The organism is Streptomyces sp. A5-4 (assembly GCF_051131715.1).
Classification (GTDB): domain Bacteria; phylum Actinomycetota; class Actinomycetes; order Streptomycetales; family Streptomycetaceae; genus Streptomyces.
The window spans coordinates 8,400,981-8,416,896 of the sequence record NZ_CP178591.1 but is presented as its reverse complement, the minus strand read 5'-3'; the positions used below and the strand labels follow the sequence as shown (position 1 = coordinate 8,416,896).

At 71.6% G+C, this 15,916-nt stretch carries 6 protein-coding genes; 4 read left to right on the top strand and 2 right to left on the bottom strand.

Features of this window, described 5'->3' with window-relative positions; genetic code table 11:
• The first annotated feature begins 68 nt into the window (after positions 1–68).
• The 3 genes from ACLLJJ_RS39275 to gntD are packed head-to-tail and all read left to right on the top strand — an operon-like array spanning position 69 to position 9,825.
• On the top strand, positions 69–7,139 hold the full coding sequence (locus ACLLJJ_RS39275) for an amino acid adenylation domain-containing protein (RefSeq protein ID WP_434599533.1): 7,071 nt from the start codon (positions 69–71) through the stop codon (positions 7,137–7,139).
• Positions 7,129–8,751 carry a condensation domain-containing protein gene (locus ACLLJJ_RS39270; RefSeq protein ID WP_434599532.1) on the top strand — a complete coding sequence of 541 codons (1,623 nt, stop codon included), beginning with the start codon at positions 7,129–7,131 and terminating at the stop codon, positions 8,749–8,751. The genes ACLLJJ_RS39275 and ACLLJJ_RS39270 overlap by 11 nt, the downstream gene beginning before the upstream one ends.
• A gap of 36 nt (positions 8,752–8,787) precedes the next feature.
• A complete protein-coding gene (gene gntD, locus ACLLJJ_RS39265; RefSeq protein ID WP_434599531.1) occupies positions 8,788–9,825 on the top strand; it encodes a guanitoxin biosynthesis L-enduracididine beta-hydroxylase GntD in 1,038 nt (345 codons plus the stop codon).
• A 254-nt stretch (positions 9,826–10,079) separates the two neighbouring features.
• On the opposite strand, the gene ACLLJJ_RS39260 is transcribed toward gntD, so the two are convergent.
• Positions 10,080–12,488, bottom strand: a complete 2,409-nt coding sequence (locus ACLLJJ_RS39260) for a non-ribosomal peptide synthetase (RefSeq protein WP_434599530.1) — start codon at positions 12,486–12,488, stop codon at positions 10,080–10,082.
• A gap of 371 nt (positions 12,489–12,859) precedes the next feature.
• Positions 12,860–13,984, bottom strand: coding sequence for a ribosome small subunit-dependent GTPase A (gene rsgA, locus ACLLJJ_RS39255; protein ID WP_434600646.1), 1,125 nt, complete (start codon positions 13,982–13,984; stop codon positions 12,860–12,862).
• A gap of 533 nt (positions 13,985–14,517) precedes the next feature.
• Here rsgA and ACLLJJ_RS39250 point away from each other — a divergent pair.
• Positions 14,518–15,714, top strand: coding sequence for a cation:proton antiporter (locus tag ACLLJJ_RS39250; RefSeq protein WP_434599529.1), 1,197 nt, complete (start codon positions 14,518–14,520; stop codon positions 15,712–15,714).
• Positions 15,715–15,916: the final 202 nt, after the last annotated feature.

Sequence of the window (15,916 nt, the reverse complement as noted above, 5' to 3'; positions counted from 1 at the left end):
CTTGCGCAGGATCGTCTGGTGCCGTCATGTTCGTAAGAATCATCGAGGCTATTGGGTGAGCGTGAGAAATGCTGAGTGACAATGCCCTGAGTGAATCCTGGCTCGCCCGGTTGGCAGCCGGCCACGGAGTTCCCTTCCTGGATGTCGTCTCCCCGGCCGCAAGCACAACGGAATGTGTTCTTGAGCCCGCCGTCACCCACCGGCTGGACGCCCTGACCGGGGGCGACGCGACCGGACTGCTGCTGCTGACCGTCGCGGCGGCGCGACTGGCACTGGCCACCCTCGACGAGGAGGGCGGGCACGTACTCCTGGTGCCCGCGCCCACCCCCTCGCCCCGGGCAACCGGCGGCGCGGACGCGGACGCGACGCCACGGGAACTGGCGCTCTGCGCTCCCCTCGACCGGGAGGCACCGGCCACCGCCTTCCTGACGGCCCTGCACACCGAGTTCGAATCCGCGGCGCCCCTCGCGTGGCACGACAGGGAGGCGATCGCCTCGCGACTGCGACTCGCCGGGGTGCCCGCAGGCCACGCTCTCGCCCGGCTCGGTGTCGTGTGCGAGGAGGCGGGCGGCAAGCTGTTGCAGCCGGTCGACCTGTGCCTGACCCTGCGGCGGACCGGGGACCGGCTGACCCTGTCCGCCGAGGCGGGCGGCGCGATGCCGGTGGCAGCGGCGGCTCTGATCCACTGTGCGGCGGCGGCCCTCACCGGCCTCGCACTCGACCCTCGGCGGCCGGCCGCCGACCTGGACATCCTCGGCCCCAGCCAGCGCGCCGAGTTGGAGCAGTGGTCGGGCCTGCCCGTCATGGCCGACTTCCCCGATGCGACTCTCACCGGCATCGTCGACGAGGCCGCGGGCCGCGTTCCGGAGCGCGAGGCGGTGGCGGACGGCGCCATGGTGTGGAGCCACCGGGAGCTGTCCCTGCGCTCTTCGCGCGCCGCCCGGTCTCTCACCCGCGACCACGGGGTGAAACCGGGCGACCGGGTCGCCCTGTTGCTGCCCCGGAGCCCCGAACTGGTGCTGTCCGTACTGGCGGTGCTGAGGGCGGGTGCGTCGTTCGTGCCCCTGGACCCCTCCCATCCCCCGGTGCGGCTCGCCAGGCAGCTGCGCCTCAGCGGGGCGGTCTGCGCCATCTCCGGACAGGAGGAGCTCCCCGGCGGCTTGGCCATTCCGGTGGTGTCCCCGCAGGCACTGGCCTCCGCCGACGACAGCGGCTCCGGGCCGTTGGCCGGGCCGGGGCCCGACGACGAGGCCATTCTTTTCTTCACCTCCGGATCGACGGGACTTCCCCGTCCGGTGGCCCTCAGCCACCGTCAGCTCGCCCACAAGACGGTCACCTCCGGGCGACTCGTCGGCTTCAACGAGGAGAGCCGGTGCGCCCTGCTCTCGGCCATCTCGTCCGACGCCCTGACGTACCAGATTTTCACCACACTCGCCGCGGGCGGCTGCGTGGTCCCCATGGGGTCGCCCCAGGAGCTCTCCCCCGCGGAGTTCTGGTCGTTCACCCGCCGCCTGCGCGTCAATGTCCTCAACTGTGTCCCCTCGCTGCTCTCCGTCATGGCCGAAGGGCTGCCGGCGGGCGCCGGAGAACAGATCCGCATCTGCCTGCTCGGCGGCGACGAGATCCCGGCCGGACTCCTGCCACGGCTGGCGAGCCGGCTGCGCGTGGGCACTTTCGCCAACCTCTACGGGCCCACCGAGGCCACCATCGAGGCGACCACCTTCACCTGCCCGGGATCCGACTTCCCCGACCTGACCACCGTCCCGGTCGGCAAACCCTCCCCCGGCTTCGGGGTGGTGGTGCTCACCGCCGGCGGAGACCACGCGCCGTCCGGCGTGCCCGGTGAGATCCATGTCCTGGGCCCGGGCGTGGCCCGCGGATACCTCGACGGCGAGCCCACCGGGCCGGGCCGGTTCTGCGAGCTCCCGGCGTACCCCGGCATCCGGGCCTTCCGGACCGGTGACTTCGGCCGCTGGAACGACCGGGGGGAACTGGTCTTCCTCGGCCGCCGGGACAACCAGATCCAGATCCACGGCAACAGAGTGGAACTCGGTGAGGTGGAGGCGTCCCTCAGCTCCGTTCCCGGCATCCTCGCCGCCACGGTCCTGCCCCTCGCCGCTGTCTCCGGGCCGCCCACGGTCGCGGCCGTCTACACCTCGAACGAGAGGCTCGAACCGGCCGACGTACGCGCCCGGCTGGCGCTGCGGCTCCCGGGCTACATGGTCCCCGGCCGGATCCTGCGCGTCGACGCCCTGCCCATCACCCTGCACGGCAAGATCGACCGCGAGGCGGTCCTGGCGCACATCGCGAACCTGGACGGGCAGATCTGGCAGCCGACCGACGAGGCCGACCGGACCGTCGCCCGGATCTGGGCCGACGTGCTCGGCGCCCCGCCGCGCGCCGGGGACGAGGACCTCTTCGCAGCGGGCGGCCACAGCCTCACCGCCGCGGTACTCGCGGGCAGGCTCGGCGCCGCCTCCGCGAGCGGCGCGATCACCGTTCGCGGGGTGTTCACGGCCCGCACGCCCGAGGGGCTCGGCGCGCTGCTGCGCGAGGCCGGGGCCGGCGATCGCCAGGAGCGCGCACCCCGCACTCCGTGGCCACAGACCCCGGGCCCGGTACCGGCCAGCAACGCCCAGCGCCGGATGTGGTTCCTCGAACAGTACGAGGGCGGTGAGCTGCGCCCGTACAACATGGTGGAAGCCTTCCGGCTGTCCGGCTCCCACGCGCCTGCCGACGTATCGGCGGCGCTGGAGCGGACGGTGGGCAGGCATCAGGCACTGCGCACCGTGTTCCGCGCCGAGCACGACGAGCTTCAGCAGATCGTGCTGGCGCCCGAGGACGCCCGGCCCCACCTACGGGTCCACCGGACCGGAGCCGGGGAAGCCGCCGGGCTGCTGCGCCGGATCGCCGGCCAGGAGCAGCGCCACACCTTCGACCCGGCGGAGGGTCCGCTGCTGCGCGCCCACTGGCTCGTCGAGGACGGGAGCAGTGGTGGCACGCTTCTCCTGTCCGTCCACCACAGCATCTGTGACGGCTGGTCGTTCGCGGTGATCCTCCGCGACCTCCTGCGGTTCCTGAACGGGACGGCGCGGCTGCCGGAGCCCACGCAGTACGGCGCGTACGCGCTCGGGCAGCGCACCCGCCGGGCCGACACGGAGGGGCATGAGTTCTGGCGGCGCACCCTGGAGGGCGCACCGGGCGTGGAGTTGCCGCTCGACCGCCGCAGGCCGGTGGAGCGCAGTTCGGCGGCGGGAACGGTCCGGCTGACGGTCGGGGCACGGACGAGCCGGTCCGTGCAGGAGCTGTGCCGGGAGCTGGGCACCACCTCGTTCACGGCGATGGTGGCCGCCGTCCGTGTCCTGCTGATGCGTTGGAGTCAGGCTGACGACATCGTGCTCGGGACAGTCGTATCGGGTCGCGACGATCCGGAACTGGCCGATTCCGTAGGGCTGTTCGTCAATACGGTGGCGCTGCGCACCCCGGTCGATCCGCTGCGCGGCTTCGCCGACCTGGTGGCGGCGGTGGCGGCACATGCGCGGGAGGTCCGCGCCCACGAGGAGTACCCCTTCGAGAGCCTTGTGGAAGCGATGGGGGGCGAGCGGATCACGGGCCGCAACCCGCTCTTCGACGTGCTGGTCGAGGCCGCCGTCTCCGGTACGGACCCACTGGGCGCCGCCGAGGGCGAGACGGCCGACCACATTCGGCTGGATGCCGGGGCGGAAGGTTTCGACCTGTCGTTCAGTTTCACCGAACCCGGCCCCGACCGGCCGATCGAGGTGGCGATCACCTACCGCGAGGACGTACTGGACGCGGGCACCGTGCACCGCATGGCCGGGCAGCTGGACCGCGTCCTGTCCGCTCTGGTGGGCGATCCCTCCCACCCCGTCGGTGCGGTCCCCCTGTTGCCCGCCGAACAGCGCGACGCACTCATCGCGACGGGTACCGGGGAGAGCCTGCCCGCCGGGGCCACGGCGGGCACTCTGCTCGACCTGGTCGGCGCGCAGGTACGGCGCGCGCCCGGGGGGCGGGCCGTTGTCTGCGGCGAACAGGTCCTGACCTACCGGGAACTGGACCGCAGGGCCGACGCCCTCGCCGCCCGGCTCACCGCGGCGGCGCCGACCGGCCCCGACCGCGTGGTCGCCGTACTGTGCGACCGTTCCGAATGGATGCCGGTCGCACTGCTCGCCGTCCTCAAGACCGGCTCGGCGTTCCTTCCCCTCGATCCGCAGCAGCCGGCGGCCCGGCTGGCGGCCGTGCTCCGCGACAGCGGCGCGGTCGCCGCTGTGACCTCGGCGGAGTTCACCCGGATCGCGGCCGACGAGGGTCTTCCCACGGTGACCGCCGCAGAACCGGCCGGGGTTGATCCGGCCCGGGACGAGCCACAGGAACCCCCGGCCCGCCCCGCCGATCTCGCGTACGTCGTCTACACCTCGGGGTCCACCGGAGCACCCAAGGGCGTGATGGTGGAGCACCGGGGCATCGTCAACTCCGTTCGGTTTCGCATCGGCCACTATGGTCTCGATGCCGACGGCGCGGTCCTCCAGGTGGATCCGATCCACGCCGACGCGGGCATCGCCGACGTGTTCAGCGCGCTCGGGTCGGGTGCGCCCATGGTGATCGTCACCCGGGACCAGTTGCTGACGCCGGAGGCGGTGGCCGCGGTGATGCGGCAGCACCCGATCCGCCATGTGCTGCTCGTACCGAGTCTTTACCAGATGCTGCTCGACGAGGTCGGGTCGGCGTTCCGCGGGGTACGCCAGGTCGCGCTCGGCGGAGAGCGGGTGACCCGGGCGCTCGCCGCCCGCCACGCCGAACTCCTGCCCGGTGTGCGGCTGTTCAACGAGTACGGTCCCGCCGAGGACAGCGTCGTGACCACGGTGGAGCCGGTGGACCCGACGAAGGCCGCGGGCACACCGCCCCCGCGGGTCCCCACCGCCTCCGGCGACGCCTCGATCGGCCGCCCGTTGCCCGACAAGTGGGTCGACCTGCTCGACGCGCGGGGTGAGCTGGTGCCGCTGGGGGCTCCGGGCGAGCTGTGCGTCGGCGGGGCCGGCCTGGCTCGCGGTTACCTCGGCGACGCGGAGCTGACGGCCGCCCGCTTCGTCCCCAGCCGGGTGCGCCCGGGAGAGCGGATGTACCGCACCGGCGACCTGGCCCGCCGACTGTCCGACGGGCGCCTGGAGTACCTGGGCAGGACCGACGACCAGCTCAAGATCCGGGGCAACCGGGTCGAGCCCAACGAGGTGGCGGCGGTCCTCGCCGAAGCCCCGGGGCTGCGCAACGCCGCCGTGGTCCCGGTGGACGGCCCCGACGGCGAACCACGGCTGGTCGCCTATGTGGTCGGCGAGTCGGACCCGGCGGTGCTCCGGCAGTACCTCGCGGGGCGGCTGCCCGCGTACATGCTGCCCGTCGCCTACGTCCACCTCCCCGCGCTCCCCGTGGCCGCCGGCGGCAAACTCGACCGACGGGCGCTCCCCGCGCCCGCGGATGTCCTGTCGGACGTGGACTCCCCCGTTGCCGCCCGCCCGTTGACGGAGGCCGAACAGCACGTCGCCGACGCGTGGGCGCAAGTCCTGGAGCGGCCCGTCACCGACCCGGACGCGAACCTGTTCGAGCTGGGCGGGCACAGTCTGTCCGCCGCGCGCATCGCGCACGCGCTGCGGGTCCAGGTGCGTACGGTCTTCACCTTCCAGACCGTGGGCACGCTGAGCGCGGCCATCGCCGGACAGCCGAGCGACGCGGGCACGCGGCGGCGCCCCGCCGCGGACCGGGCCGCGACCGGCGACTTCCTCCCGCTGTCCCGCGCTCAGCGCCGCGTCTGGCTGACCTCGCGGTGGGCGGGCTCGGACACCTTCATCATTTCCGACCTCGTACGCCTGGGACGCCGGATCGATGCCGACGCACTCCGCCGTGGACTTGAAGCCGTCGTCGGGCGGCAGGACATGCTGCGCGCGCAGGTCCTGCCCCGGGGAACTGAGGCGGAGCTGACCGTACTTGAGCGGTTGCCGGACGGGGCGCCGCTGGTCGTGGTGGAGCTGCCCGGCGCCGATCCCTCAGGTCCCGAGGTCACGGCCGCGCTGCACGACGCGCGAAATGCCAGTTTCACGCTGGAGCAGGCACCACTCTTCGAGGTGCGGCTGCTCTCGGGGACCGACGGCGGCGACCTGCTCACCGTCACCGCACACCACCTGATCTACGACGGCGCGAGCGTGGACGTGCTGCTGCGCGACCTCTTCGCCGCCTACGAGCAGATCCTGGCCGGGCAGCCGGCACAGCTGCCCCGGCTCTCCTACACCTACCAGGACTGGGTCCGGGAGGAGCAGGAGTGGCTGGCCGGCCCGGAGGCCGAGCGCCAGGTGGAGTTCTGGCAGGAGCGGCTGCGCGGCGTCACGGAAGGGCCGGATCCCGTGGACCCGGCTCGACGACGACGCCGCCGGGGCCGGACCGCACTGGTCCGCAGGACTGTTCCCGCGGTGCTGCTCCGCGACGCGCCGGCAACTCCATTCGCACAGGTGGTGACGGCCTTCGCCACCACCATGCACCAACGCACCCGGGCCGCGGACCTCGTTGTCGGCTTCGCCGCGGGGCTCCGGCACCGGCCCGAGGCCGACGCGCTGATCGGCTATCTGGTCAACGCGGTACCCCTGCGGGTCACCTTCGACGGCGAAGTCTCCGCGAGGGACCTGCTGCCCCGGGTCCAGAGCGGGATCGTCGAGGCGTACGAGCACTCCCGGCTGCCGTTCGACGTCCTCGCCGACCGGCTTGCCCTGCGCGCGAACCCGGGCCGCAGTCTGCTGCTCGACCTCGGTGTGAGCTGGGAGAACGCGGGCCTGCGGCCGGAGAGCCAGGCCGTCGAGGACCTGCTGGCGCCCGATCTGCCCGCCACCAGCGACCTGTGGCTGTACGCGCGGGTCAAGGGCGAGGAGCTGCACCTCGACCTCACGTACGACGACAACCTTCTCGACGAGGCCGAGGCCGGCGCCTACGCCGATCACATCGCCGCTGCGCTGCACGGCCTGACCTCCGGTCGGGTCACACCATCGGCCGCTGTCCCGCCGCCGCCCGAGCCTCCGTCCACGTCCCCGAGCCCGTCCGCAACCGGTTCTGTTTGGAGTGACACGCGCTATGAGTTCTGACCCCGATCCGACGCAGCGGCTGTGCGTGCTGTTCGCCGGCGCACTGGAACTGGACCATGTCACCCCGGACACGGACTTCTTCCTCGCGGGCGGACACAGCCTGTCGGCCCTGACACTCGCCGTGGCCGTGGAGGACGCCTTCGGGGTACGGGTCCGCGTCCGGGACATCTTCGACGCCGCCACCCCCGTACTCCTCGCGGCCCGGCTGGCCGAAGCCGGTCCCACCACCACCGAACCCGCCGACACCGCGCCGCCCGGGCCGCGGCAGCGGGACGCCGATCCGCTGCCCGGTACCGAGGTCGCGGACGCGACCCGCTGGCTGTGGCTGGAGCGACAGCGCGGGGACGGCAACTCCGGGGCCTATACGGTGCCCTGCCTACTGGACGGCACCGGCCCCCTGGACGTCGACCGGCTGGCGGGCGCACTGGCCGCCGTGGCGCGGCGGCACCCGGCGCTGCGGACCGTGTTCGTCGAGGCGCAGGGAGCCCCGCGGGCCGTGGTCACCGACCGCGTACCCCCGTTCGAGGTGGTCGACCTGCGTGCGCGCGACCTGCAGGCGGGCCGTCTCGACGCGTTGGTGAACGAACGCGTCGAGGCGCCGTTCGACCCGTCGACGGGCCCGCTCGCCCGCACCACCCTGTTCCTGCGTCCCGGCGGGCAGTGGTCACTGCTGCTGGTCGCGGACCACCTGGTGTGCGACGGGCGCAGCCTGGAGATCCTCGCCGCCGAAGCCGTGGAGGCTTACGCGGACCAGGCGTCCGGCGCTGTCCAGGAGCCGCCCGGTGAGCCGCGGCAGGTGCCGCCCGCCGACCGCGCGACGGATCCGCAGGCCGCCATCGACCACTGGCGCCACCTGCTCCTGCCGCCCCCTGCCCCGCTCCCACTGCCTGTACGGGGCCCGCGTACCCGTCCGGTCGGCGCCACCACGGCAACCGCTGTGGAAGAGATCGGCCCCGACGTGCTGGCACGGCTGACGCACCTGGGCAGGAGGCACCACGCGGGCCCGTTCGCACCACTGGCCGCCGCCTTGGCACGAACCCTGGCCGGGGCCACAGGCAGTACGGACATCTGCCTGGGCACGGCCGTGGACCGAAGGGCGCGGCTCGGCAAGGAGCATGCGGTCGGCTTCCATGTCGCGACGGTGCCGCTGCGGTTGGAGGTACACGACTCGATGTCCGCGGAGGATCTCGTACGTCAGGTCGCACAGCGCACGATGGACGCGGTGGACCACAGCGAGGTGGCCTTCGACGCGCTCGTCGCGGCTCTGGATCCGCCCCGGTCCCCCGGGCGGATGCCGTTCTTCGATGTCTGGGCGGCGCTGTACCCCCGCATCGACACCGGCCCCTGCCCACCGGGCGGTATCGCCCTGAGTGGCGGGCCCGTACCGGTGCGCGTCGGCATGTTCGAGCTGTCCTTCCAGTTCGTGGAGCACGCGCGGGGGATGCGGCTGGTCCTGCAGTACGACACCCTGCGCTACGCCGCCGACACCGCCGAGCGGATGGTACGGCGGCTCGGCGAGGAGCTGACACGCCTCCTGCACGGCCCCGAGGAGCCCGCACCCGAGCCGGCGCCCACGGAACGGACCTTCAGCGGCTTCCACTTCGACGCCTAACCCGGCCCTTCGCCCCTGCCCACGAGGAGAAGCATCATGACGACGTCAACGAATACCCGGACCGGGACGGAGCTACAACTGACCGCGGCCGAGGCCCGGCAGGTGTCCGAACTGACCCTGCGCCTGTCCGAGCGGTACGTCGCGGCCGACGACGAACGGCTGCTCCAGGACCTGCCGTTGCTCACCGACGGGCTGCCCGAGCGGATCCGGCGGTTCCTGCGCGCCTTCTCGTTGGACCAGGCCCAGGGCTTCTGCTCGGTCAGCGGACATCTGGTGGACAACGAGCGCATCAGCCGTACGCCCGGGCACTGGAAGGACGAGCAGCGCGTCCATCACGAACTGCCCGAGGAGATCATGATCCTTCTCTACGGTTCATTGCTCGGCGAGCCCTTCGGCTGGGCCACCCAGCAGGACGGGCACTTGGTCAACGACGTGTTCCCGATACGCCAGTACGAAAGCGAACTGCTGGGCACGGGCAGTAAGACGCCGCTGACCCTGCACACCGAGGACGCCTTCCACCCGTACCGAGCCGACTACATCATTCTCTCGTCGCTGCGGAACCCGGACTCCGTCCCGGTCACGGTCGCGGAGGCGGACTTCTCGGCACTCCCCGACAACGTGCTCGACATCCTCTTCCAGAGCCGGTTCCACATCGTTCCCGACAAGTCGCACCTGCCGGAGAACAACACGGTGCACAGCGAGGAGGACCGGCTGGTCTTCGAGAACATCGCGCGACTGATCAACGGTCTCGGCCTCGTGCCCGTGCTGACCGGCTCCCGGTCCCACCCTCTGCTGTGCTTCGACGCGACGCACATGTCGGCGCCTGAGGAGGACCCCGAGGCCGCACGGGCCCTCGCGGCGGCGGAGCGGCTGCTTCAGGCCAACTTGACGGACTGCCCCCTGGAGGCGGGCAGTTGTGTCTTCATGAACAACCACCAGGTGGTGCACAGCCGCAGTGCCTTCGAGGCGCGTTACGACGGCACGGACCGCTGGCTCAAGCGGGTCAACGTGACCCACGACCTCCGTAAGTCGCGGGCCATGCGCCGGTCCGTCGGCTCCCGGCTGATCGGCTGATCGGCGCCCGTCCGACCGGCCGAGGCGGCCGACAGGAACGGCGCGGTCCACGAATCGTGGACCGCGCCGTTCCTGTTTCCGCGCGAGGTCGGAAGGTCGCTCCGGTGTGCGTACGGGGGAACTGCCGTCGGGTCGGGCCTGGCCGTCATCCCGCCGGGGCGGACGGGCCGCCGCGGGGTACGGACCGCGGCGCCCCACGTCGAGCACGGACGACGCGCAGCACCCGTGGCGGGTAGTGGTGAGGCCCCGGCCCCTCAGCCGGCCTGGCGACCGGCCTCCGCACGTGCCCGCTTCTCGGGTACCGGCTTGGCCTGCCGGACCAGTTCGGTGACCTCCCGGACGGTGGGCGTCTCGAAGAAGTCGCCCATGTCCACGCTCACGCCCAGCTGCTTCTCGATGCCGTCGAGGACGGAGATCGCGAGCAGGCTGTGCCCGCCCTCCTCGAAGAAGTCGGTGTCGGGACCGGTGGGGCCACAGCCGAGAACCTCCCTGAAGATGCCCCCGACCGTCGCCTCCAACTCGTCGCCGACCGTCGCCTCCTGCGGCTGCGAAGACCCCTCCGGGGGCGCCGGCACAGGCTCGGGAGCCGGGGCCGTGGCCGGCTCGGAGCGGCGGGTCAGCGCCTCCCGGTCGACCTTGCCGCTCACCAGCCGGGGCAACTCGTCGACCAGGGTGAAGTAGGTCGGGATCATCGCGGGCGGCAGTCCGGTCGCGGCCCGCGTCCGGATCTCCTCCACCGTGGTGCCGACGATCTTCAGCCAGGCGGCCAGCGCCGGTGCGCCATCGGCGCCGCTCGTCACTGTCACCGCCGCCTGCTCGACGCCGGGCAGGAGGGCGAGCACGCTCTCCACCTCCCCCGGCTCCACCCGGTGCCCGCGGATCTTCACCTGATCGTCGGCCCGCCCGGCGAACTCCAGCATTCCGTCCGGGCGCCACCAGACGAGGTCCCCGGTGCGGTAGCTCCGTCCGCCAGGTGCGTCGGGGTCGGCGACGAATGCCGCGGCCGTCAGCTCGGGGCGGTTGCGGTACCCGACCGCCAGACCGTGCCCCGCCAGCCGAAGCTCTCCGACGAAGCCGGCCGGCAGGGGCCGCCCGTCGGCCCTTGTCACGGTGGCGACGGTGTTGCTGATGGGCCGACCGATCGGCAGCCCGGGTCCGGCGTCGGTGCCGTGGTCGAACGCGGTCGCGCCGACGGAGTTCTCCGTCGGACCGTACTCGTTGACCAGCCTGACCCCGCCCAGCGATTCGTGGTGCCTGCGGACCAGATCGGCCGTCGTGGCCTCACCCGCCACCGTGACGAGGCGGAGCGTCGCCGCGACGCCCGCGAGCTCGTGCAGCAGGACCCGGTACAGGCTCGGGACAGTCGTCAGATGGGTGATCCGGTGCTGCTCCACCAGCTCCGCCAGCTGGCGCGGCAGCAGCCTGTGTGTGTCCGCCAGCACGATGCGTCCACCGGAGGCCAGTACGGGGAAGAGGTCGGCCACGGAACTGTCGAAAGCCAGGGACGGCAGCTGCAACAACCTGGTGTCGGGGTCCAGCCCGTGGTTGCCGAGTTTCCAGTGCACATAGCTCGCAATGGCGCGGTGCTGAATCTCGACACCCTTGGGCCTGCCGGTCGACCCCGAGGTGTAGACGACGTACGCGAGATCGTCCGGGAGGGGCCCGGGCTGCCTGGCGTCGCCGCCTTCCGCTTCATGGCCGACTGCGGACCGGATGTCGATCACCGGAGCCGAGAGCCCCGCGGGCAGCTCGGCGAGCATGTCGGGCGCGGCGAGCACGGCGCAGCACTCCGCGTCGTCGAGGATCTCGGCCAGCCTCGCGGCCGGTGAGTGGGGGTCGAGCGGTACATAGGCCGCTCCGGCGATCAAGGTGCCCACGATCGCTGGAACGGCGTGGATCGACTTGCCGGTGAACAGCGCCACCCTGTCCCCCCGGCCGATGTCCGAGGCCCGCAGTCGGGCCGCGACCGTCTCTGCCGCCTGCCAGAACTCGCCATAGGTGAGCGTGTCGGCACCAGCGACGACCGCCGTGCGGTCGGGGTGCTTACGGACCATGGCCTCGATCGGCGCCGTCAACGTCGTAGTGGCGAAATCGGGTTCGAAGCCGTAACGGCCGAAGCCGGTCGATGTCGCGACATCCTCCGGCCCCGCCGCCGGCAGGGCCGCGACGGCGCTTCGCGGGTCGGTGAAGGCGGCCAGCACACCGGCCACCGACCGCAGCAGGACCTCCAGGAACCACACGTCGGTGAGCTCCGGGTCGGCCTCGGCCCACAGCTCACGATCACCGTCCGCCCCGGGCCCGGTCAGCGTCAGCTCGACGCGATCCGGGTGGGAGGCACCGCTGGCGAGGTCCCCGCCGACCCGGGCCGAGCGGATGAGCACAGCACCGGCGAGCGCCACCCCCGCGTCGGCCACGACGGCCGCCGTCCGCAGCGACGCGTCGACGGCCCTGACCAGATCCGCGACGGTGACCTGCGCGGCAAGTCCGACTCCGGACAGCACCGGCCCGGTCGGCCCTTCCACGGCCACCACCGGTTCGTCGGTGTGCTCGGCCGAGCCGATCACCACCGCCGTCGCCGCGGTGAGGCCGACCAACTCCTCCAGGGGCCGCCCGCCGGAGACCTTGGCCAGGCCGTCAATGGCAGCCGCCGTCAGCGGAAGCACTGCCCGGGGCCGTGTGGACTGCGCGGAACCCAAGCGCCGCGGGCGGATTCTGGTGGCGGGCACAGCAGAGTCGGATGTCATTTGCGCATTCCCTTACTCGGGGGAGAAAGAAGATGACTGCCCGCCGGCGCCGCGGCGTTCTCCTCAACGCGTGCGCGGCAACCGGCTTCGAACACCACATCGGGCGGGCGCCGGCGCGCCCGTCGCTGAGGGCGCGCCGCGAACGGCCCGTGTATCGCGGGCGGGCCCCGGCCCGCCCGCGTACCTCAGGGGCGCCCGCCGCGACACCACAGGGTGGCTCTGCGCCTACCGTGCCTGCGGGCCGGGGGCCTGGTGCGTCCGTCGGCCACCGACCGGGCCCTCGCCCCGTGTCAGCCTCGCTTCGCGATCATGTTGGCCATGCCTTGCTTGCCCTGCGCCTTCAGATCCTTGAGTCGATCCTGACGCAGTCGCGCGTCACTCCGCGAGGCGATCCACTCGTTTTCGCGAACCAGCTTGCGGTAGCTGTCCAGTCGGCGCTGCGGCAGCATGCCGTCATCGATGGCTTCGACCACCGCACAGCCCGGTTCCGCAAAGTGCTCGCAGTCGCGGAACCGGCAGTCCTCGGCGAGCGCCTCGATTTCCGAGAACACCTGCTGCAGGCCGTCGGAGGCGTCGTACATGCCGACCCCGCGCACACCCGGGGTGTCGATCAGCACACCGCCGCCGGGCAGGGGCATCAGCTCGCGGGTCGTCGTGGTGTGGCGTCCCTTGCCGTCGCCCCTGGTCTTCTGGACGTCCATGGCGGAGCGGCCGAGCAGCGCGTTGGCGATGGTCGACTTGCCCGCGCCCGACTGCCCGACCAGGACGTTCGTCCCCGACAGACAGGCTCCGAGGATGTCCATGCCCTCCCCGGTCGTGGCGCTGACGACCAGGACATCCACCCCGGGCGCGGCCTGCTCGACCGTCTCGCGAACGGCGTCCGCGTCCTCTGCCAGGTCGGACTTGGTGAGGACCATCAGCGGCTGGGCTCCGCTCTCCCAAGCGAGGGCGAGGAACCGCTCGATGCGACCGAGGTCCGGCTCGGCGTCCAGGGACACGGCGATCGCGATGGTGTCGACGTTGGCCGCGAGCACCTGTCCCTCGGAGCGCTGGGAAGCGCTGGAGCGGACCATGGCCGTCCGGCGCGGCAGCAGGGCCTGGACGAACGTCCCGGCGGCGCTGATCGAGACAGCGGCCCAGTCGCCCGTACACGGCAGCCGCATCGGATCGGGGTCCGCGACCGGCCCGGTGTCGGCGTGCACCACGGATACTCCGGAGTCGCCGTCGGCGATCACGACGTCGCAACGGCCGCGGTCGACCCGGACAACCCGACCTGGTACGGACGAGCCATCGGTCACAGAGGTGAAGATGTCATCGAGTTCAGTGGACCAACCGTAGGCTTCCAGCGGCCTGGGATAGACCGAATCAGCCGATACCGATGAGTGACGCAACGCGATGAGCCCTTCGGGAGGCATTCCAGGCCGGGGGCGCATGTCGAGGATGCACGGCCTGGACAAGGGGGCGGAGATGGGGGCTTGTTCTCCGGGGCGCCGCTCTGGCGGTGGCGATCAAAAGGCTCGCTCCTACCTCGCCCGACTCCGACGCACCAGGCATTGAACAGACTTGACGCTACGACAGCCGCGGGGCGACCCGCAACACCTTTCGTCGGCGAGCTGACACAAGTTTCGATCAGGTCGGTCAAGCCCCTTTGACAGAGATCACCCTCGGTTAGAGTCAGCGCACCACCCCCGCAGTACCAGCGTCGAGTTCCACTCCGCCGGGGGCGGCCACTTGCATCAGCGCGGGCGTCCCCAGCCTGGTCAACAGGGTTCGGGCCGTCCGATCCACCGCACGCAACCATCCGTTTGCGGAATCGATCACAGGGGAATGTGTGAGCCCGGACGAGACCATTACTCACCTCATGGGAGCCACCGCGGTCATTCTGGTGGCGGCCAACGGCGCGGGTTTGTTGGCAAGAAAACTTGGACAACCTTCCATCGTCGGTCAGTTGATCGCAGGCATCGCCCTCGGCCCGAGCCTGTTGTCCCAACTCCCGCCCGAAGTGGGCGAAACCCTATTTCCGGCCGAGATCACACCGATGCTCACAGCGCTGGGCCAGGTCTCGCTCGTCCTCTTCCTCTTTTTCGTCGGTTACGAGCTGAATCTGGGCCTGTTGCGCGGCCGGTCCCGGTCCACGCTGACCGTGGCGACAGCGGCATTCGCGGTCCCGATGGTGGCAGGCGCGGGCACGGCACTCCTCTTTCACGGGACGCTGGAGAAACTCGGCATGCCCGAGGACGTCTCGGCACGCTCGATTCTCTTTATGGCTGTCGCGCTGTCGATAACGGCCGTGCCGGTCCTGATCGTCGTGGTGCGGGAGAACGGTTTGGCCGGCACCGTGGCCGGAGTCATCGCCGTGTCCGCCGCCGGGCTGATCGACGTTGTCGGCTGGGCCGTCCTGCTCGGCACCATCATGGAGAGCGGCGACGGGCCCGGGATGTCGCTCCCGCTGCGACTGGTCCTGTTGGTGGTGACCATCGTGGTGATGGTCTGGCCGGCCCGCCTGCTGCTGCGCCGGTTCATGCGGTCCCCCGGCGTGTCCTCAAGTGCCCGGCTGGCGGTACTGATCGCGTTCGCCTTCGCGGCGGCCTGGGTGACCAGCGCACTCGGCCTGCATGTGATCTTCGGGGCGCTGCTCGCCGGGGTGGTCACACCGCGCGAGCCGGACGGCACCCTCAACCCGGACCTGGTGCGCTCGCTGGACGGTATCGGGTCGCTGCTGTTGCCGTTCTTCTTCGTGGTCTCGGGCCGGAGCGTCTCCGTCGGCGCACTGGACGGCACCGCGATATCCGTCCTGGTGGGCGTCACTGTGCTGGCGGTCGTCACCAAGGTGGGTTCCGGCACGCTGGCCGCCCGCATGTGCCGGTTGGACAACCGGACGTCGATGACGATCGGGGTATTGCTGAGCACCCGCGGGCTGACGGAGCTGATCGCCCTCAACGCGGGTCTCCAGGCAGGCTTGTTGAGCGGCCCGCTGTACACCGTGCTGGTACTGATGGCGATCGCCACCACGCTGTTGACACAGCCACTGCTGGTCCTGGTCCAGCGCCTGTGGCCGAACGAGGACCGGGTCACAGACGCCGGCCAAGCCGGTGTCCGGGGCGACTCGGGGCAGCCGGTGGCTGCCGGACGCCCGAAGCCCTGACCCTGCTCCTGCTCCTGCTCCTGCTCCTGCTCCTCCTACCTGAGAGGCGGAGGGATACTTCTCCCTCCGCCTCTCACCCTTTCCGCTGCCGGACCTCAGGGTCGAGGACCCGAACGCACCCCACCAGGCAGAACAGCTCAGCCGCTTGCCCCGGACGGTCCGATTGTCCCGGGCAAGCGGCTGAGCTGGTGTCACAGGAGCG